General features: G+C 42.0%; 19 protein-coding genes. 8 read left to right on the top strand and 11 right to left on the bottom strand.

Annotated features, from left to right (window positions below; all coding sequences use genetic code 11):
- Positions 1-195 precede the first annotated feature (195 nt).
- Positions 196-2,481: a beta-glucosidase gene (locus tag EW142_RS13885; RefSeq protein ID WP_130614818.1), complete on the bottom strand. Its 2,286-nt coding sequence runs from the start codon at positions 2,479-2,481 to the stop codon at positions 196-198.
- A gap of 90 nt (positions 2,482-2,571) precedes the next feature.
- Between EW142_RS13885 and EW142_RS13890 the strand changes: the two genes are divergently transcribed.
- A complete protein-coding gene (locus EW142_RS13890) occupies positions 2,572-3,276 on the top strand; it encodes an NUDIX hydrolase (protein ID WP_165395285.1) in 705 nt (234 codons plus the stop codon).
- A 34-nt stretch (positions 3,277-3,310) separates the two neighbouring features.
- A complete protein-coding gene (locus EW142_RS13895; protein WP_130614821.1) occupies positions 3,311-4,285 on the top strand; it encodes a sugar phosphate isomerase/epimerase family protein in 975 nt (324 codons plus the stop codon).
- Positions 4,286-4,295: 10 nt separating this feature from the next.
- Here EW142_RS13895 and amaB read toward each other — a convergent pair whose 3' ends face one another.
- The 5 genes from amaB to EW142_RS13920 all read right to left on the bottom strand — a co-directional run bounded on the left by amaB (position 4,296) and on the right by EW142_RS13920 (position 8,178).
- Positions 4,296-5,852 (bottom strand): L-piperidine-6-carboxylate dehydrogenase, encoded by a 1,557-nt coding sequence (gene amaB / locus EW142_RS13900; protein WP_130614823.1) that lies wholly within the window; start codon positions 5,850-5,852, stop codon positions 4,296-4,298.
- Positions 5,853-5,925: 73 nt separating this feature from the next.
- The gene (locus EW142_RS13905; RefSeq protein WP_130614825.1) at positions 5,926-6,297 is read right to left on the bottom strand and encodes a DUF1304 domain-containing protein; all 372 of its coding nucleotides are present in this window, start codon (positions 6,295-6,297) and stop codon (positions 5,926-5,928) included.
- Between the two features lie 2 nt (positions 6,298-6,299).
- Complete coding sequence (locus EW142_RS13910; protein WP_130614827.1) at positions 6,300-6,839, bottom strand: 3-hydroxyanthranilate 3,4-dioxygenase; 540 nt, start codon at positions 6,837-6,839, stop codon at positions 6,300-6,302.
- Positions 6,840-6,932: 93 nt separating this feature from the next.
- A complete protein-coding gene (locus tag EW142_RS13915; protein ID WP_130614829.1) occupies positions 6,933-7,445 on the bottom strand; it encodes a CAP domain-containing protein in 513 nt (170 codons plus the stop codon).
- Between the two features lie 220 nt (positions 7,446-7,665).
- A complete protein-coding gene (locus EW142_RS13920; protein ID WP_130614831.1) occupies positions 7,666-8,178 on the bottom strand; it encodes a CvpA family protein in 513 nt (170 codons plus the stop codon).
- Positions 8,179-8,239: 61 nt separating this feature from the next.
- Between EW142_RS13920 and EW142_RS13925 the strand changes: the two genes are divergently transcribed.
- The 3 genes from EW142_RS13925 (at position 8,240) to EW142_RS13935 (ending at position 10,657) form a co-directional block, all read left to right on the top strand.
- Complete coding sequence (locus EW142_RS13925) at positions 8,240-8,596, top strand: hypothetical protein (RefSeq protein ID WP_130614833.1); 357 nt, start codon at positions 8,240-8,242, stop codon at positions 8,594-8,596.
- On the top strand, positions 8,596-8,910 hold the full coding sequence (locus EW142_RS13930; protein ID WP_130614835.1) for an antibiotic biosynthesis monooxygenase family protein: 315 nt from the start codon (positions 8,596-8,598) through the stop codon (positions 8,908-8,910). The genes EW142_RS13925 and EW142_RS13930 overlap by 1 nt, the downstream gene beginning before the upstream one ends.
- A 79-nt stretch (positions 8,911-8,989) precedes the next feature.
- Positions 8,990-10,657 carry a glycerol-3-phosphate dehydrogenase/oxidase gene (locus tag EW142_RS13935; RefSeq protein ID WP_130614837.1) on the top strand — a complete coding sequence of 556 codons (1,668 nt, stop codon included), beginning with the start codon at positions 8,990-8,992 and terminating at the stop codon, positions 10,655-10,657.
- Positions 10,658-10,703: 46 nt separating this feature from the next.
- Here the strand turns inward: EW142_RS13935 and EW142_RS13940 are convergent, their stop codons facing one another.
- A complete protein-coding gene (locus tag EW142_RS13940; protein WP_130614839.1) occupies positions 10,704-11,705 on the bottom strand; it encodes an NAD(P)H-dependent glycerol-3-phosphate dehydrogenase in 1,002 nt (333 codons plus the stop codon).
- Between the two features lie 122 nt (positions 11,706-11,827).
- On the opposite strand from EW142_RS13940, the gene EW142_RS13945 reads away from it, so the two are divergent.
- Together EW142_RS13945 and EW142_RS13950 are read left to right on the top strand one after the other, a co-directional pair.
- Positions 11,828-12,751 (top strand): nicotinic acid mononucleotide adenyltransferase, encoded by a 924-nt coding sequence (locus EW142_RS13945; protein ID WP_130614840.1) that lies wholly within the window; start codon positions 11,828-11,830, stop codon positions 12,749-12,751.
- Positions 12,752-12,984: 233 nt separating this feature from the next.
- Positions 12,985-14,526, top strand: coding sequence for a SulP family inorganic anion transporter (locus tag EW142_RS13950; RefSeq protein ID WP_130614842.1), 1,542 nt, complete (start codon positions 12,985-12,987; stop codon positions 14,524-14,526).
- 15 nt (positions 14,527-14,541) lie between these two features.
- On the opposite strand, the gene EW142_RS13955 is transcribed toward EW142_RS13950, so the two are convergent.
- Genes EW142_RS13955 through EW142_RS13965 form a run of 3 tightly spaced genes read right to left on the bottom strand, consistent with a single transcriptional unit; the run spans position 14,542 to position 17,117 of the window.
- Positions 14,542-15,162 carry a DinB family protein gene (locus EW142_RS13955; protein WP_205783285.1) on the bottom strand — a complete coding sequence of 207 codons (621 nt, stop codon included), beginning with the start codon at positions 15,160-15,162 and terminating at the stop codon, positions 14,542-14,544.
- Positions 15,137-15,853 carry a membrane or secreted protein gene (locus EW142_RS13960; RefSeq protein WP_130614844.1) on the bottom strand — a complete coding sequence of 239 codons (717 nt, stop codon included), beginning with the start codon at positions 15,851-15,853 and terminating at the stop codon, positions 15,137-15,139. The genes EW142_RS13955 and EW142_RS13960 overlap by 26 nt, the downstream gene beginning before the upstream one ends.
- The gene (locus EW142_RS13965; protein WP_130614846.1) at positions 15,834-17,117 is read right to left on the bottom strand and encodes a hypothetical protein; all 1,284 of its coding nucleotides are present in this window, start codon (positions 17,115-17,117) and stop codon (positions 15,834-15,836) included. The genes EW142_RS13960 and EW142_RS13965 overlap by 20 nt, the downstream gene beginning before the upstream one ends.
- A gap of 100 nt (positions 17,118-17,217) precedes the next feature.
- Between EW142_RS13965 and EW142_RS13970 the strand changes: the two genes are divergently transcribed.
- Complete coding sequence (locus tag EW142_RS13970) at positions 17,218-18,357, top strand: 3-keto-alpha-glucoside-1,2-lyase-like domain-containing protein (RefSeq protein ID WP_130614848.1); 1,140 nt, start codon at positions 17,218-17,220, stop codon at positions 18,355-18,357.
- 6 nt (positions 18,358-18,363) lie between these two features.
- Here EW142_RS13970 and EW142_RS13975 read toward each other — a convergent pair whose 3' ends face one another.
- Positions 18,364-18,816 carry a GNAT family N-acetyltransferase gene (locus EW142_RS13975; RefSeq protein ID WP_130614850.1) on the bottom strand — a complete coding sequence of 151 codons (453 nt, stop codon included), beginning with the start codon at positions 18,814-18,816 and terminating at the stop codon, positions 18,364-18,366.
- Between the last annotated feature and the right edge of the window lie 64 nt (positions 18,817-18,880).

Genomic DNA, 18,880 nt, shown 5'->3' on the forward strand with positions numbered 1-18,880 from the left:
ATAAGGAAAAGTGCCAACTATACACAATTTGGAACCACTGATACGTAAGCCTATAGTTTACAGTAATTTTTTTAAGAATTTAGTATAAGAAAACATAAGGGACCCTATTTCTCCCGACGAAGATCCGGCATTGAAATAGGGTTTTAATTTAAGTTTGAGTTAGTTAAGTTGGTTTAAAGACTGCCGGTTTCAGGTTCATCGGAAACCGGCGTTTTTTTTATTCACTGTGAACGTGGTCTTTAATAAATCTTTCTCTCTTGAAGAACTACCAACATACAATTCATAGTCCATTATCTCGATTTCCCACCCTTCATTTTCTGGATTATACCAGGCCAAATCTTTGACACTGACTTCCAGCTTTACTTTTTTGGTTTCGTTGGGTTCCAAAAGGATTTTTTTAAAGTCTCGAAGCAGTTTAATGGGCCTGTCAACCTCTGAATTGGAAAACCCGACGTATAACTGAATCACTTCCTTTCCTGCAATGGTACTGGTATTGGTCACCTGTACTTCTACTTCAAGAAGGTCATCTAAGCCAATTTCATTTTTAACCACACTCAAACTGTCATATGCAAAATTGGAATAGCTTTTTCCAAAGCCAAATGGATAGGCGGGGTCAATGTTCTTTTTATCAAAAAGGGTATAGCCGTGGTAATAATCGTAGGTGGCTTTTTTGGTAAAAGGCTTGAATTCTGGATAGTCCTTTTGGTCCTTGGCTATGCTAAAAGGTAGTTTTCCACTGGGATTTACATCTCCATAAAGAATATGGGCAAGAGCAGTACCTCCTTCCATTCCAGAATACCATGAGAAGAGAATGGCAGGTACTTCATTTTCCCAAGGAGATAAATCAATGGCACTACCACCGACATAGACCACCGCTAGATTTTGGTTGGTAGGAGAAAGTGCTTTGATCAATGCCTCATCGGGCTGGTTCAGTCGAAGATTTTCGCGATCACCTCCTATTTTGGTATCCCCCAAGAATTTACCTGCTTCAGCAGAGGCCTCCATGGTTTCGCGTTTCCAAACGATAAATTCCCCTTCGTCCTCATGTGTAAAGCCAACCAAGAGAATTACCTCGTCAGCTCTTTGGGCCAATGCCTTGGCTGACGCTACATCGCTGCCATCATTTAGAATCACTGTGTTGCCCAAGGCTTCCTGATGTGTTTTGATACCTTCAAAAGGTGTGGTCACATAGATTGGAGTGGAATCACTACTGCCATGATCTCCTGTGTTTTCCAGATTCGCCAAACGACCGATAACGGCGATGGTTTTTCCACTTTCCTTTTTGAAAGGGAGCACATTTTCATTTTTAAGAAGGACCATACCTTCCTCGGCAGCTATCCTCGCTAAATCAATACTTGAGGGTTGGCCGATAATATCCTGAGGGTATTGCCCTTGGTCATCTACGAACGCATATTTTAATCGAGTAGCGAGTGATTGAACCACCAATGTATCTATATCGGCTTCAGATATCTCTCCATTTTGAATGCCTTTTTCAATTGCTTCATAATTATAAGCCTGTCGTACTGGCATTTCAACATTCAGGCCGGCCTTTACGCCCCCTATGCCATCATAGAGGCCGTAGAACCAATCTGTTGTGACAAAACCATCAAACCCCCAGTCATCTCTTAAAATGTCGGTCAAAAGTCTTTTATTGCTCCCACAAAACTCCCCGTTTACCGCATTGTAGGCACTCATAATGGATGCAGGTTTTCCTTCTTGCACTGTTTTCTTGAAATGGGGCAGGTACACCTCATGCAGGGTTCGGTCGTCCACGGTAATATCAATTACCCAGCGTGAGTTTTCAATGCTGTTCAGAGCAAAATGTTTGGGACATGCCATGACCTTGTGCTTCTCGATACCTTTGACTGCTGCAACACCAAACTCCCCAAGTAGCCATGGGTCTTCGCCATAGGTTTCCTGTGCTCGTCCCCAACCAGGGTGTCGCAACAGGTTGATACAAGGTGTAGCAGCATAATTGACTTGGTTGGCACGTATTTCTGAAGCAATGACCTCATGGATCTGTTGTTCCAATTCGATATTCCAACTTGCCCCCCGTGCCATTGCAACCGGAAAAGTAGTAACACCTTCCACCGACTTATCTCTTACCCGAGCTCCTCTGGGACCATCGGACAATACCCACGGAGGAATCCCCAAACGTTCATTTTCACCAACATAAATATGGGGAAATCGACCTCTGCCCAAAAAATTAATCAACATCTTAGCCAATCCACCAGCATACTTTTCCCCATACATTTGTTTTACTTTTTCCTTCAAAGTCATCTGCGCTACAAGTTCTTTGGCGAGTTTTTTGAAATCGGTATCGGAGGTAAGGGCGGTCGATGCCACTTCTTTTGTATGCAATGAAGGCATGCTATAATTCACACTGTTGTAGTAGACGATACCTGCCGCAATCAATAGGAATAACAGGAAAACACCAAGAAATTTTAGGGTTTTGAGCAGTATTTTTTTGAAGGTTTTCATGATAAAGGGAATTTATGGCATTTTGCCACAAATATATTTAATGTGGCGCTTTGCCACAAATATTTTTTCTACTAACTTTAAACCATGGACATGGATGAGTTTTTGGAACGAGGTGAGGAGTTATTCTTACCAAACCTTTCCCTGGATATTGCAATCATGGGTTTTCAGGAAGGGGAACTCAAAATTTTATTGCTTGAGTTTGAGGGCAAGTGGACCTTGCCCGGAGGATATGTTGGCCGTGAAGAATCTACAGATTATGCTGCGGTTCGCGTGTTGGAAGAGCGTACGGGATTGAAGCGATCATACCTAAAACTCTTTCAGGTATTCGGAAACAAAGACCGAAGTTTTACCAATGAGTTTGAGAAAATTGCCACCAAAGCGGGCCTACCTTGGCATAAAGATCTTTGGATCAACCAAAGATTTGTTTCCTTGGCATATTATGCCCTAGTGGATATTGAAAAAACCAATCCCACAGGAGGGGAATGGCAACAGGCCTTTGGGTGGCATAACTTAAAACAACTACCTCCGATGTGGATGGATCATGGCGATATAGCTGAGGCCGCCATGAAGCAGTTGCAGAGGGACATTACCTTGGAACAGATATCCTTTAATCTACTGCCCGAAGAGTTTACCATGCCAGAACTTCATCAATTGCATGAGACGATTTTAGACAAAAAATTGGAACGGAGCCGGTTTCAAAAAAAGATGCTTTCCCTGGGCATTTTTGAGCGACTGCCGAAGCCCAAAGCGGACGCTCCTCGAAGAAAACCCTATTTATATAGGGTCAAGGAATGAGTTTAAGCAGAAAATGACGTAAAAAAACCCCATAATGAAACGAAGAGAAGCCCTAAAAAATACAATGTTCGGTGTTAGTGCTTTAGCCTTGGCATCATCATTTACAAAATTCAACGACCTCATGATTTCACAAAACTTAGAGGAAAAAATAGCCTTAGGGGTTCAATTGTTTACCGTTCCCAAAATGGTGGATAAGGATTTTAAAGGTACGCTTCAATTGATTTCTGAATTGGGATATAAGGAAGTCGAACTATTTGGACCTTATCCTTTCAGTGCACAGGAAGCCAAGGACGCATGGAACCAATTTAAACCTATGTTAGGATTGGAGAACGATGCTTTTTATGGCTATTCCATTGAGGAAACCGCTCAACTTTTAAAGGATTCTGGTCTGTCCGTTCCTTCCATGCATACTGATTTCATTACACTTCGGAAAGAATTGGATAAAATGTTGGATGAGGTGGCGAAGTTGGAAATCAAGTATTTGGTATTGCCAGCCATTCAAGAAGAGAAAAATACCCTGGACCACTACAAAAGGTTTGTAGAGGAGTTTAATGGTTTTGGGGAGAAAATGAGCCCATACGGCATTCAGTTTGTTTACCACAATCATGGTTATGAACATGTGGAACGGGATGGCAAAATTCCCATGCATTATTTATTACAAAACACGAATTCTGATTATGTCAAATTCGAGTTGGATATATTCTGGATGCAGGCGGCTGGAGCAGACCCCATCCAATTTCTAAAAGATTATCCCACCCATTACAAAATGCTCCACTTGAAAGATGCCTCGCAAGAGTTTAGATTTTCGGGCGATGGCGGTTCGCCGGAGCAATGGATGGCCGGATTTCCATTGATGAGCGACCCAGGCGATGGCGTTTATGATATTGCCGGAATTATAAAACAGGCCAAGGCTTCTGGTGTTGAGCATTACTATCTAGAACGGGATATTGCACCCAACCCAGAAGAAACCTTGAAAAATTCCTTCAAAAATTTAAGTGAGCTGAGTTGAGACTTTTAGCCTACAAGTCGAATTTTATGCCTTGTGCCAAGGGCAGTTCGGTAGTGTAATTAATGGTGTTGGTTTGTCGTCTCATGTAAATTTTCCATGCGTCGGAGCCACTTTCACGCCCGCCCCCTGTTTCTTTCTCTCCACCAAAGGCACCACCAATTTCAGCTCCTGAAGTCCCAATATTTACGTTGGCAATTCCACAGTCACTTCCTGCGGCGGAAAGAAATTGTTCAGCTTCCCTCAAATTGTTGGTCATGATTGCAGAGGAGAGTCCCTGTACCACTCCATTTTGGATGGCAATGGCATTTTCAACCCCTCCCGAATACTTAAGTAGGTATAAAATTGGGGCAAATGTTTCTTCTTGAACGATATCAAACGAATTTTCAGCTTCGACTATGGCAGGCTTTACATAACAACCACTTTCATAAGCCTCACCAGTGAGAACCCCACCTTCCACTAGAATGTTTCCACCTTCAGTTTTTACTTTTTCCAGAGCGGCTTCATACATTTTCACAGCATCTTTGTCAATTAATGGGCCTACGTGGTTGTTCTCATCCAATGGATTGCCAATGCGCAATTGTCGATAAGCGTCGACCAAAGCCTTCTTTACTTGGTCATACATAGAATCATGAATGATCAGCCTTCGGGTTGAGGTACATCGTTGCCCTGCCGTTCCTACAGCTCCAAAAACGGCACCAATGACAGTCATTTTGATATCAGCATCCGGAGTCACGATGATGGCATTGTTACCTCCCAGTTCCAACAAAGATTTTCCAAGACGTGCTGCAACGGCTTGTGCTACAATTTTCCCCATGCGGATGGATCCTGTTGCCGAAACCAAGGGAACGCGTTTATCATGGGTCATAAATTCACCTACTTTGTAGTCCCCGTTGATCAGACAAGAAATTCCCTCAGGGAGATTATTTTCTTTCAACACTTCGGCAATAATGTTTTGGCATGCCACACCGCACAGGGGTGTTTTTTCAGAAGGCTTCCAAACACAAACATCACCACAAATCCAGGCTAAAGCGGTATTCCAAGACCAAACGGCAACAGGGAAGTTAAATGCTGAAATAATGCCCACAACACCCAGTGGATGATATTGTTCATACATGCGATGGCCCGGTCTTTCAGAATGCATGGTGAGTCCGTGAAGTTGTCTTGAAAGTCCGACCGCAAAATCACAAATGTCAATCATTTCTTGCACTTCACCCAGACCTTCTTGATAGGATTTTCCCATCTCGTAGGATACCAATTTGCCAAGGGGTTCCTTGAGTTCGCGAAGCTTTTCCCCAAATTGACGAACAACCTCACCACGTTGGGGGGCAGGAACTTTTCGCCAAAAAGTAAAAGCCTGGGAAGCTGCTGTCATTACCTTTTCATAATCTTCTTTGGAAGTTGTGGTCACTTTTCCAATTAAGTCTCCATCAACCGGGGAGTAGGATTCGATGACTTCGCCAGACCCAAAGTTATTGGAACCTGTTGAGGTTCCTTCATTGATTTCGCCTAGCCCAAGTTGTTCAAGGGCTTCGTCCAATCCGAAAGTAGCAGCAGCAACATTTGACATTTTATAACTTTTTAAAGCTGATTTGTTAGATTTTTGACAAAACTACGAAGAACTCCAGTTTTGAAAAGGGAAATCAAAGATAATGTGACAAGAACAGTAAAATGATACCCATTAAAGCGGGAATACCTTGAACCATGAATATTTTTTTGGATACGGAAATGGCTCCATAAAGCCCGGCAATTAGAACACAGGCTAAAAAAAACAAGGCAACATTGAATTGCCAAGTTGCATCTTGAATGAATAAGGACCAAATCAGACCTGCCGCCAAAAATCCATTATACAACCCCTGATTGGCTGCCATGGATTTCGTAGGCTCAAAAAGATCTTTTGGAAAATTGCGAAATACCTTTTTGCCCGTTGTGGTCCATGCAAACATTTCCAACCACAAGAAGTAGAGATGCAGGAATGCAACGATGGCAATAACAATTTTAGCGGCAAGTATCATAATCAATCATTTGAAGTAAAACGTTCATCAACTGGCATCACTGTGCCACAGGTGTCGCAGGTTCTCAATTCTTCCGAACCGTAAAAGTGCTTGAAATGCGAAAGGAAATCTTTTTCGATGTCATGCAAGGTAAAATAGGCCTCATAAAGCTTATTGTTGCAGTTATCACAAAACCACATGAGCCCGTCATCAACATTCATGTCGTCTCGTTTCCGTTCTACAACCAAACCGATGGACCCTTCATGTCGTACTGGGGAATGTGGTATTTTGGCAGGGTGCAGGTACATATCACCAGGACCTAATTTCATTGTCTTTTTTTGACCATCTTCCTGTATATGAACTTCAATATTACCCTCAAGCTGATAAAACAACTCTTCGGTTTCATTGTAATGATAATCCTTGCGCGCATTTGGTCCGGCCACTACCATAACAATATAATCCCCTGCTTCTTTGTATAGGTTTTTATTACCCACAGGAGGTTTTAGCCTATCCCTGTTTGCCTCTACCCATTCCAAAAGATTGAAAGGTTCTCGAATGGCCATAATCTTATTTTTTAGGAAAGGTAAAAAAAAGACCTGTAGAATCACAGGCCTCTTAAAAACACTTCACTAAGATTAATTTTAAACAAGCAAACGCTATTCCAGAGTAATAAAGATTTGCGTGAAATAGGGTTTGCCCTCCTTATCCAAACTTATGCTCAAAGCGGTATGGGTATAGGAACCTTCCAATGTGCTTTTGTGTGAAGAGCTGCTCAGCCAGCCCTCGAGGGCAGTGGCAGCCGTATCGTAATGACGGGCCACATTTTCTCCAATACTTACTGCGTTGGTTTCAGCAGCAATTTTTGTAGCTCTAGAATCAAAATTATCATGACTTAGTTTGTTCTGAGAAATCATATACTCATTGTGGTCCTCAGCATGCTTATAGGTTTCAGGGCTATCAAGCAGTGCTTTGGCACCAAGGGAGGCCCTATGCTCGTTTATGAGGCTCAACAGATCGTCCTCCATTTGGGAGGTATTGATTTGAACTTTTCTATCCGGATTTGGGGTTTGTGAAAGCAATTGCTCTTCGGGAGTAGCACCTGACTTGCTGCAGGTTATCACTAAGACAGCTACAAAAGCAGTCAAAGTGGCTATGCCAAATTTTTTCATTTTCCGGGGGTGTTTTCGTTAGTATTCTCAATGTGCTCGAAGGGCTAATCTAGTCAAGGACTGTAGTTGTGCCATAAAAATTCCATAAGCCACCAACTTGATCCGATAATATGTCAATTTTAGGAGCTCAAGGTCAAAACATTATCGATTGAGAATCATTTCATCGATAAAATGATACACTTTAAAGTTTATACAACCTAGAATAGGAGGTAGGCCTGAATTAGATATCTTCCGCTGGTAATTGGTCCTTTTTCTCCTCAAGCACCCAACTGAAGACAAAGGCACCAATCTCCTTTACCGGTTCGTAAAAAATGGAGTTTTTCTTGGTCTCTTCTTCCACAAAATTGAAAGAAGCAGTAAGCCGTTCAAAGAAAATGAGCAAAGCGCCAATAATAACGGCGACCTTTAGCGTTCCAAATACCGCGCCGGCAATCTTGTTCAAAATACCCAACATGGCAAAATCTGCAATTCTGGTCAAGAATTTCCCGGCAAAATGAACCAAAACCACAATAGCGAAGAACGTGATTAAAAAGGCGGTTATTTTGATATAGTTTTCGGACCAATCCAAACGCTCCATGAGATACTCTCCAGTGATGTAAGAGAAATGAATCGCACCATAAATACCTGCGATCAATGCGATCAATGAGGCAACTTCAACAAAAAGTCCATTTCGAAGCCCCTTGTAAAGTCCCCAAACCAGCAGGATGCCAATAACAATATCTATGAAGCTCATAGAAGGATTTTTAACAAATATAGAACTTTGATTCGTACCTTTGGAAAGCCAAAAAATAGCTATGGCAAGAGACGAAATATTAAAGCAAAGATGGGATTTACTGGTTGAAAAACTCTCCGCTCAGTTTGCTGATGGAGACCCCCTGGAAATAGACGGTATTATCTACCTAGTGGGAGTTCAAGAGCTTGGAGATTTTCATAGATCCTTTAAAAAGGATGAGAAAGTAAATCTAATGCATATTGCTATTTGCCGACTATTGGAACCCTATGGCTATTATGATTTTGATTTCTTTGATAATGATGGTTGGCCCCATTATAAAATCAAAGAACAGCTTCCCCCGTTAAAGGCCGGCGAACAATCTGTGTTGATGAAAGAAGCCCTTGTCAATTATTTTTTGGAAAAGAAATACATCGTTTAATGAATCTACAAAAGCCGTACTACGCTGTTATTTTTACAAATACAAGAACCCAAGGTGACCACGGATATGGAGAAATGGCCAAGGAAATGGAGGAATTGGCAAGGCAACAACCAGGTTATTTGGGTTTTGAAAGTGCAAGGGACGAACTGGGGATTTCAATTAGTTATTGGGAAAGCTTGGAAGCGATTTCCCAGTGGAAGGCGAATCTCGATCACAGCTTTGCCCAAAAAAGAGGTATCGAGCAATGGTATTCCTGGTACAAAGTTCGAGTGTGTCTTGTAGAGCGAGAATATGAATTTGTAAAAGAGAAATAATAAAAGCTTAACATCTGAATTATGTCCAAGTTTTGGCATTTTCTGTATGTTTCCGTTTCGACCAAAAATTGCTGAGTCTATGAAAGAAAATGTAGGGTTTTCCAATCTTAATCGTGAGCGTAAGGTTCAGGATATTGCTAAAGATTCCTTTGATCTTATTGTCATTGGTGGTGGAATAACAGGAGCCGGAATTGCCTTGGATGCAGCTTCCAGGGGAATGAAAGTGGTGCTTTTGGAAAAAGGGGATTTCGCCTCTGGAACCAGTAGCAAGTCCACCAAGCTGATTCATGGAGGACTTCGCTATTTGAAGCAATTCGATTTTTGGTTGGTAAAAGAAGTCGGTTCCGAAAGAGCCATTGTTCATAAATTGGCCCCTCATTTAGTGCTTCCCGAGAAAATGCTTCTCCCTTTGATTGAAGGAGGGTCGTACGGCAAATGGTTGACCTCAATTGGCTTGAAGGTCTATGATATTTTGGCACAGGTCAGTGGGGATGACAAAAGGCAAATGCTGGAGAAAAAAGAAGCCATGAAGCTTGAGCCCCTGCTTCCCAAGAAAATTCTAAACGGTGCCGGATACTATGCAGAGTACCGCACCGATGATGCCCGCCTGACCATGGAGAACTTAAAAACGAGTGTAAGCTATGGTGCTCAGGCCCTAAATTATGCCAAAGTCACAGATTTCTTGTACGAAAACGACAAGGTGGCCGGGGTTAAAATTAAGGATGAGGTCACAGGCAAAGAGCACGAGATAAAATCCAAATATGTCATAAGCGCTGCCGGCCCATGGGTGGATGAACTGCGAAGCGTCAACAAATCCAAAAAAGGAAAACGACTTCACTTGACCAAAGGTGTGCATTTGGTTTTTCCAAAGGAAAAGTTACCCGTAAAACAATCGGTGTATTTCGACATTCCAGACGGTCGGATGATGTTTGCCATTCCTAGAGGCAAGGTGACCTATGTAGGTACCACCGATACCAACTTTAATTTGGATAAAGATCATGTACAAACCGATGTTGCGGATGCTATTTACCTAATTTCCGCGGTCAATAATATGTTCCCGGATATTAATCTTGAGATGGAAGATATTATTTCTTCTTGGGCAGGATTGCGCCCTTTGATTCATGAAGAGGGCAAATCGGCGTCTGAACTATCCAGAAAAGATGAGATTTTCACTTCCGATACAGGGCTGGTGAGTATCGCTGGTGGAAAATTGACGGGTTATCGGAAGATGGCCGAGCGGGTGGTCAACCGGATTGTAAAAAAAATGGAGGAAGATTACGATATCGAACCAAAACCTTGCCTAACCGACAAAATTCCTCTTTGCGGAAACGATTTCAAAAAGTTTAAGCACGTTAAAAAGTACATTGACGAAGTTTACAACCGCATCAAGGAGGAGGGCTTTACGCATCATGATGCTTGGTATTTGGTAACCACTTATGGAAAACAGACAGAAACCATTTTGGAAAACTATGCTTCTTTGAGAAACAAGGACTCCTATATCAGAATGATTCGGGCCGAGGCACAGTTTTCCATTGCCCATGAAATGGCCTTGAACCCTATGGACTTCTTTATTCGAAGAACAGGAAGACTGTATTTTGACATTGACAGTGTTCGCGAATACCTAGACCCCATTTTGGAAGAATTCAAGAAAGCATTCGGTTACGACAGTGCCCAAATCTTGACCTTTAAGGAAAAAATGGAAGAGGAATTGGAATCCCATTCCAATTTTTCATTGGAACGGATTTAATGGTCTCATAAACCGTAGGATTTTCCCTTGTTAAGGGAATTTAATCTTAATCCAGTTTCTCCGTAAGCTTTTTAAAAGCTTTCTTTGGATCTTTATCCTTATAAAGGATGTTGTACACCGTATCGATAATGGGCGTTTTGGACTTTTTCTCCAACCGATTCATAAAATCATGGGCTGTTTTTGCCGCATAGTAGCCTTCAGCCACCATATTCATTTCCATCATCGCACTTTTCACCGTGTAGCCCTTTCCAATCATGTTGCCGAACATGCGATTCCGGCTAAAAATGGAATAACCGGTGACCAAAAGGTCTCCCAAATAAGCTGAATTGTTGATATTGCGTTTCATCTTGTGCACACACCCTATAAAACGTTTCATTTCACGAATGGCATTGCTCATCAGCACGCTCTGAAAATTATCACCATAATTTAGACCATGGGCTATTCCGGCGGCTATGGCATAAATATTCTTTAGCATGGCGGCATATTCCGTGCCTATGATATCATCTGAGATTTTGGTGCGGATGTAATGGCTCCGTAACTTTTCGGATACAATCTCTGCCTTTGGAGTATCGGAACAGGCGATGGTGAGGTAGGACAAACGCTCCATAGCCACTTCCTCTGCATGGCTGGGTCCTGTGATCACTCCAATGTTCTCAAAGGGGATTTCATACTTTTCATGAAAATGTTCACCGACAATCAGTCCCGATTCAGGAACGATACCCTTGATCGCTGAGAAAATGATTTTATCTTTCAGTGACACAGTAAGCTTGCTCAACTCCCCTTCCAAAAAGGCAGAAGGAATGGCAAAAATCAGAATATCGCACGATTCAACTACCGAATCGATAGTTGAGCTTAGGCTTAATTTGGAAACATCAAATTGTGCCGAACTGATGTATTGAGGATTGTTTCCTTCCCTCTCAATATGGTGGATAATGGAATCGTTTCGGATATACCAGCCAATATGATCTAAGTTCTCAGAAAGCATTTTTACGATAGCGGTTCCCCAGCTACCGCCTCCAATAACACCAAAGCGTGGCTCTTTTTGCATGGTCAACATTTGACGCCAAAACTAAACAATCTTCAGACTTTCTTATTAAGTACTGATTATCAAAAAGTTATGATTTTGGCATAGTGCTTGGTTATTACTTATTGAATCAAAAAACTACGATTATGAGAAATGGAAAACTACTTTTTGGAATACTGCTTATTGGTTTGTTGGCGAGTTCTTGCTATACCGAGGTAATCATTGAAGACGATTTCATTGATGAATCACCGGTAAATACAGCTTTAGTTTTGGAATCATACGACTTGTGGTATGTGGACATTAATGCTAGTCGTGGGAATGGCGAAGTGCCTTTTTTGCAAAGGGCTTTTACCATTTCTTTTGATCGTGGGGTTGTTTTTGTAAACAACAATTTGGTAGGAATTGGAAAAACAGGAAATGGTTTTGGCATTGATGTGGGGGCTTATGGTACGCTGAACGGAGCTGTGGAAATTGACCATGATGTTGATGGACTTTGGTTGCTAGAGGTATTGGCAGTAAACAACCGTACCATAGAGCTGTACGATCCAAATTCAAACACTTCGTATCTGTTGCGGGGTTACTCCAGAAACAACTTTGATTACGATACTGTCTTTTATGATAATATTCATTACTTCCTACAAGAATATGATGCATGGGAAAAAACGTTTACCAGTGAAGTAGGAGCTCTTAATGAGTTTGATGATGAAAACTATCTTCAATTTTTATCAGGTAACGGACAAGGTGTTTTTAGATCGTCAGTGGATAGCCCAGGTTTACCTTTGGTTGATGTAGTATGGGATTATGAAGGGGCTTACGAAGTATTCGATGTGGCGAATGATGCCTTACTCAAAACTTTAACACTCGATTATGACTTTTTGGGCAATGATTATTTTGAGCTCTACGTTATTAATGATAGCACGATTGAATTGTACCACGTAGCGAGCGAAACGATTTATGAGTTTACAGGAAGAGGGTATGTACAATATTTAAAGTCAGGTGCGAAGACAGGGAAAAAACGTGTAAAAGTTAAAAATGACACAATGAGCGTTTCCCGTCACAGAAAAATGTAAGGAACTTTTTTAGTGTTCGACTAGACATACAAGTTTTTTGGTTGGTTATTTAGTTAAGAATCGCCTCAGACATAAAGTTTGGGGCGGTTCTTTTTTATGGCATTCAATCAATAACCTTTAATCTTGGGAGATTGGCAAGAATAAGCCTAACGATTGTCAAATACGCAATTCTTCAATCAAATGCTGCCAAACCCCATATAAATCCTATTTTTGCCGGCTTCAAATCACTGGTGATGAAAAAGTACCTCAATCTGTTCGATTTTTCCCAAAAGGTGAATTACAGAACCGAAGTGTTATCCGGACTCACTGTGGCCCTGGCCTTGGTTCCAGAGGCAATTGCTTTTGCTTTTATTGCAGGCCTATCTCCTTTAACGGGACTTTATGCAGCCTTTGTAATGGGGTTGGTAACATCGATTTTGGGTGGTAGACCCGGAATGATCTCCGGAGCTACTGGTGCTGTGGCTGTGGTAATCGTCAGTTTGGCCAAGGACTACGGGGTGGAATACGTTTTTGCTACCGTTATTCTTGCAGGAATTCTTCAGGTAGCAGCCGGATTTTTACGTTTGGGAAAACTGATGCGTTTAGTGCCTCATCCCGTAATCTTCGGATTTGTGAACGGTTTGGCCATTATCATATTCCTATCACAACTAGATCAGTTCAAGGCGGTGGATGGGTCTTGGCTTAGTGGAATAACCTTATATACTTTTTTGGGTCTGGTTTTTTTGACCATGCTGGTCATTTGGGGATTGCCCAAATTGAGCAAGGTGGTACCTGCCTCATTGGTAGCAATTCTGCTGGTCTTTGGTCTGGTTTTTTTCTTCAATATTGATACCCGAACCATTGGGGATATCGCTTCCATTCAAGGAAGTTTTCCGCCATTCCATATTCCTGAACTTCCATTTTCCTTGGAAACGCTTCAAATCATTTTTCCCTATGCCGCCATTGTGGCTGGGGTAGGTTTGATAGAAAGCTTGTTGACCTTGAACATTGTGGATGAGATTACGGAAACCCGTGGAAGGGGCAATAAGGAAGCAGTGGCGCAAGGCACGGCCAATATTCTTTCCGGTTTGTTTTCGGGAATGGGAGGATGCGCCATGATTGGGCAAAGCTTGATCAACACTTCCAATGGTGCTCGAGCAAGGCTATCAGGGATTGTAGCATCATTGATGCTTTTGGCCTTTGTGATGTTCGGTTCTGATCTCATTGAGAAAGTTCCCATGGCGGCATTGACCGGTCTGATGATCATGGTAGCGTTAGGGACTTTTGAGTGGGCAAGTTTGCGGGTGTTTAAACGGATGCCCAAGTCTGATGTTTTGGTGATGATACTGGTGACGCTAGTGACCATATTCTTACATAATTTAGCCTTGGCCGTTTTGGTCGGTGTAGTTATTTCTGCTTTGGTTTTTGCTTGGGACAATGCCTTGCGGATTCGAGCAAGAAAACATGTGGACGAAGATGGCATAAAGCACTATGAAATTTATGGTCCACTATTTTTTGGAAGCACAACCCTTTTTGCTGAGAAGTTTGATGTGCAGAATGACCCGGAAGAAGTCGTGATTGACTTTGCGGAGAGCAGGGTGGTGGACATGTCTGCCATTGAAGCCCTGAACAAAATAACGGAACGCTATCAAAAGGTGGGTAAAAAAGTCCATCTAAAGCATTTGAGCAAAGACTGTAGACGTCTTTTAAAAAATGCAGATGATATTATTGAGGTCAATGTGATGGAAGATCCAACGTACAAGGTGGCTGTTGACAAAATCTGGCCTTATACCTAAAAACTGTGGTGAATTTTAATTTCTCAACCTACCCATAAACACGCTAACGTTGGGGTTGATGGGATTACCAGATGACCGGCGCATCAAGGTAATTTGTCCGGTATGGTAGATGCAATCCGAGAGCATTCCGTTGATTAGGTTCCAATAGGGAAAGCTGGATTGTTGCTCTCCTCTTTTAAAAATAACCTCAAAAGATTCAAAATCCTCCGCATTTTTGTTTGCCATGGCTTTACTTGCGGCTTTCAGGTTTTCCAGCGTTTTTCGTCGGAAATCTTCATAAGAGTATCCCGAAAAGTCTGCTGGCCGCTCATTCGGGGTGGCAGAAGGTGCGTTCATGATCATTTCCGACATACCGTAAATGTGCCTCATGGTTTCCAAAAGGGTTCGTGCATCTTCTGATGGTTGATACGCAAGGTCTTCGGGTCTAAGCCCCTCGGTGGCCCAGTAAAATCGAAAGCCCAAACCGTCAATCATTCGGGCTGCAACATTTCCCGGGGTATAATCAGCTGGATAATCAGGTATTTCTTTGTAGGGAAGGTCTTGAGCTTTCAAGGAGGTTGTCATCAGAAAAATAATTAAGAGGAAGCTTAACTTTTGGGTCATGTTATATCTATTGTCGTTTACTCCAAATTTCATGAATAGGGGTTCCTTTGCTGCTATTGCCAGAGTGATGCCAGGCCCCATCCTTCAGTTCAAAGTCGAAGGATAAACTTGCTCCAACCCTTGAATCATCGCGAGAAAAGAACTGGATGTTCTCGGTGTATTTTCCATCAACCGATGTATAGGTTCCCCCTCCGGTTCCCATAAACTGTTTGGTCTCTGTGTTATACGCAATCCACTGAAAACGGGTTCCTGATAATATCTTCATGGTTTTCCTAGGCCGGTCGGTATCCCGTTGCTGTATTTTTCCGTCTCGCATTCTTCCAGAAATCAGCCAGGCACCATCCAATTCCCCAGGCGAGCCATCATCAATTCGGGTCCATAGGTTGTCACCAATTTTAAGTTTTCCATCTATAAATACATATGTGCCACTTTTGGTGGTCCCCACTAGGTCTGGATCAAATGAGGCAAATTCATAGACATAGCTAAAAGTGCCATTCGAGGCTTGGAAGGAACCTCCCCAAGTGCCATCGAACTTGCCTGTTTTTTTCTCGAAAAAAGCTTCTGAAATGTAACCGTCTGAAATGATGATGACGTATTGGGTGTTAATACCCTTTTCATTTTTCATGGTGGCCTCCCATGCACCATCCAACGATTGGGAATATAGGCCAAAGCTAAAAAGGCAGGCTATGGCAGCAAATACTTTTTTAGGGATTGTCGAACTCATCAGAATAAAGAATTTTACCATTCAAATCCTTTAAAGATACATAATCTATGACCCCTTTCCCTGTGAAGGTAAAAATGAGTCCCATTATTTTGCCAGTGGCATCGGGGAACGGCATTTCATAGGCAAATTCTCCATTCAAATACACTTGAAGGAATCCGTCTTTACTTATAACTTTCAAAATTTGCCACTCATCCATCTTCACACCAAGGGAGGAGAAGTCATTTTCGGCACCCTTAAAGAACTGGCTTCCTGCCTTGAGTAAAAGATTGCTTTCGCACCCTTGACTTATGATGCTTACCCAAGACGCATCTTTTTCATCAATCACCTTCATTTCCATAAAGGGACAAATCAATCCTTGGATATCCTCATATCGCACTCTGGTTTCAAGCTCAAAGGCATTGCTTTGAAGCTCTGCGAACTCTCGGATATTAAAAAAGGAAAGGATGAGGTTCTTACTGAGGTCAACCCCCGATTCTATCAGATTCGAATCCTTTACATTTAGGGTGCCGTTGGAAACAATTTCCGCTTGGTTTGGATAAATGGGGACATTCTGAAGTCTTTCGGATTTTGTAGTGGCAAACCAGCCATCCGTTTTTACATGAATTCGGGTTTTCTGGACGACCTGATCATTGGCAATAAGACGTGCCCAATGAAACCCTGGATAGTAGTAGATTTCCGAGAAGTTTTTCTTTTCTGGGTCGATACGGGTCTTATGGCTGGGGTTCCACGAACGTTGAACAAAAAAACTGTCGGCCTCCACCTCGGTCAGGTCATATGAAAAAATCACGGAGTTGGGTACATTCAGGTCCTTGGTTTGGTTCGCCGAAAACGGAATATTTGCTGGGATTACAACTTCCTTTTTTTTCTTCACCAATGAGATTAGCAGTAAGGTCAAAACTATTGCTCCCAAAACAGAAAAAAGTAGAGTCGTTTTTGATGGGGTCCCTGATTTGACAGCGACTGTTTCATCTTGTAATAAAGGTTTACCCTGTTTCTGGCGGAAGATATTCCAATCTTCATAGCCTAACAATGAAACCAGTGCATCCAAAGTACTGGGATGGGGCATCTTATTGAAATCTTTTTTCCAAAGCCGCTTCATGGTGGAGAGGCTGATGCGGATATTCGATCTCTCCTCCATTTGATCAATAAGAAACTGAAGGTTACGTTGGCTTAAGGGCACTTTTTCCCTGGCCTTCTCGGGAAAGTATCGAGCTTCAATTTCCGCGATGCAAGTAGTTACAAAATCCCTCTCGGTGGCCGTCATGGATACAATTTATAAAATGGACGTGATTTGGATTATAAATAAACGGTTTTTGACGGTTTGTTACAGTTAGAATCACTCGAATTTTGGAAAAAACAAAAAAATGAGCAGAACACAAGTAATTCTAGGAGGTAGAATAGCCATAATAATTTTGTTGTTTTCAAGTCATCTGACGATGGCCCAGGCAATTCCATTGACCAAAGAAAATTGGAAAATAGTTGACAATGCTAACAACCAACCTCTTGATTTTTTTACCACAACGTACAAGGAGAAAGAAGCCTTGCACTTGGGAAGGCACGAAATAGTAACACTGGAAGGGAAAACCTATCAAAATTTTGTGCTGGAGATGGATATAGCAGGAAAGGCGATGCCGGGAATCGGCTTTCACGCTAAAGATTTGTATGACTACGAGTTTTTCTATACCCGGGTATTTTCTGGAGGAAAGGAGGATGCGCTCCAGTACACCCCAGTGTATAATGCGGCACTTCCTTGGCAACTGTACAACGAACCCATCTATGAAACCAAGGCCATGTTTCAACCCGAAGAATGGTTCCATCTACGAATTGAGGTATTTGATAAAAAGATGAGGGTGTTTGTCAATGATGAAAAAAGCCCCAATATGGAAGTGGAACTGTTACAAGAGGAGACCAAGGATGGATTTATTTTTTTTAAGACCAGTTTTGCTGAAGCTTATTTTGCCAATATTGAAGTCGGGCTATTGAACGAGCCTTTTCCCATAAAAGAAGTTGAAAATCCATACACCTATTTGGAGGAATGGCAGATTTCTGAACAGTTGGAAGGAAACATTCATTCACAAAGACAATACTATCGATGGTTGAACGATGCTGAAAAAAACCATAGTTGGAAGGATATACAAGCAGATAAAAATGGCATTGTGAATTTGGCGCAATATTACGAGCATCCCAAGGAATCTATTTTTGCCAAAACAAATTTGGTTTCATCTGAGGACAAAGAGGTCACTTTGGCCTTTGACTATACCCAAGTGTTATTGATAGTTTTAAATGACCAACTCCTTTTCCATGGAAGGGAACTGGATTCACATAATTTTATGCGGATGATGGATGGAGAGGAGAAAATAAAACTGCAACTTAAAAAAGGTGATAACAAATTGGTATTCTGGGTACGTTCAGATGATGAATGGCAAGATGAAGTGGGCAACCCAGCCTATTTGGGGAGAAAACAAGCCATGAACTGGGGATTTATTGCCCGTCTGGAAGAATAGTTAGGGTTAGTTGGGAATCTTTTTGATAAAATGTACCAATACGTCCTCTTTTTGAAACCCTAATTTCAAATGAAAGTCTTGAGCGGCAAGGTTCCAATCCCAAGTATCTGAGCCTATTTCCGAACAACCTTGAAGTTTGGTCCATTGCTCCCCTTTTTCAAAGAGAAGTTTGGCAAGCCCTTGTTTTCTATATTTAGCATCAACAAATATGGCCTCCACATAACCCGTAGGGGATGTTTTTGAGCCCTCAACATAATCCGTTCTAACGGAAACCGTGATAAAGCCGACCGCACTATTATCGAATTTGGCCAGAAAGGTTTTGCACTTCGGATTTTGTGCCATTCGTACCAAGCCCCTTTCTGTTTCTTCGGCAGGATAGTCCTTGAAAAGTTTCAAAGACATGTTAAGCCATGCTTGAAAATCTGATGGCTGATAATCTGCAATAGTAAAATTGTCCATGCCGATTATGGTCTAAGCAATTGAATTGTAGAGCACTCCACACGAGTGGGGTAGAAAATAACCC

Source organism: Flagellimonas allohymeniacidonis (assembly GCF_004296335.1).
GTDB lineage: Bacteria > Bacteroidota > Bacteroidia > Flavobacteriales > Flavobacteriaceae > Flagellimonas > Flagellimonas allohymeniacidonis.

Coding starts and splice junctions, on each gene's coding strand:
- EW142_RS13885 (WP_130614818.1), bottom strand. CDS start 2,481: ATGAAAACCTTCAAAAAAATACTGCTCAAAACCCTAAAATTTCTTGGT.
- EW142_RS13890 (WP_165395285.1), top strand. CDS start 2,572: ATGGATGAGTTTTTGGAACGAGGTGAGGAGTTATTCTTACCAAACCTT.
- EW142_RS13895 (WP_130614821.1), top strand. CDS start 3,311: ATGAAACGAAGAGAAGCCCTAAAAAATACAATGTTCGGTGTTAGTGCT.
- amaB (WP_130614823.1), bottom strand. CDS start 5,852: ATGTCAAATGTTGCTGCTGCTACTTTCGGATTGGACGAAGCCCTTGAA.
- EW142_RS13905 (WP_130614825.1), bottom strand. CDS start 6,297: ATGATACTTGCCGCTAAAATTGTTATTGCCATCGTTGCATTCCTGCAT.
- EW142_RS13910 (WP_130614827.1), bottom strand. CDS start 6,839: ATGGCCATTCGAGAACCTTTCAATCTTTTGGAATGGGTAGAGGCAAAC.
- EW142_RS13915 (WP_130614829.1), bottom strand. CDS start 7,445: ATGAAAAAATTTGGCATAGCCACTTTGACTGCTTTTGTAGCTGTCTTA.
- EW142_RS13920 (WP_130614831.1), bottom strand. CDS start 8,178: ATGAGCTTCATAGATATTGTTATTGGCATCCTGCTGGTTTGGGGACTT.
- EW142_RS13925 (WP_130614833.1), top strand. CDS start 8,240: ATGGCAAGAGACGAAATATTAAAGCAAAGATGGGATTTACTGGTTGAA.
- EW142_RS13930 (WP_130614835.1), top strand. CDS start 8,596: ATGAATCTACAAAAGCCGTACTACGCTGTTATTTTTACAAATACAAGA.
- EW142_RS13935 (WP_130614837.1), top strand. CDS start 8,990: ATGAAAGAAAATGTAGGGTTTTCCAATCTTAATCGTGAGCGTAAGGTT.
- EW142_RS13940 (WP_130614839.1), bottom strand. CDS start 11,705: ATGCAAAAAGAGCCACGCTTTGGTGTTATTGGAGGCGGTAGCTGGGGA.
- EW142_RS13945 (WP_130614840.1), top strand. CDS start 11,828: ATGAGAAATGGAAAACTACTTTTTGGAATACTGCTTATTGGTTTGTTG.
- EW142_RS13950 (WP_130614842.1), top strand. CDS start 12,985: ATGAAAAAGTACCTCAATCTGTTCGATTTTTCCCAAAAGGTGAATTAC.
- EW142_RS13955 (WP_205783285.1), bottom strand. CDS start 15,162: ATGAAATTTGGAGTAAACGACAATAGATATAACATGACCCAAAAGTTA.
- EW142_RS13960 (WP_130614844.1), bottom strand. CDS start 15,853: ATGAGTTCGACAATCCCTAAAAAAGTATTTGCTGCCATAGCCTGCCTT.
- EW142_RS13965 (WP_130614846.1), bottom strand. CDS start 17,117: ATGACGGCCACCGAGAGGGATTTTGTAACTACTTGCATCGCGGAAATT.
- EW142_RS13970 (WP_130614848.1), top strand. CDS start 17,218: ATGAGCAGAACACAAGTAATTCTAGGAGGTAGAATAGCCATAATAATT.
- EW142_RS13975 (WP_130614850.1), bottom strand. CDS start 18,816: ATGGACAATTTTACTATTGCAGATTATCAGCCATCAGATTTTCAAGCA.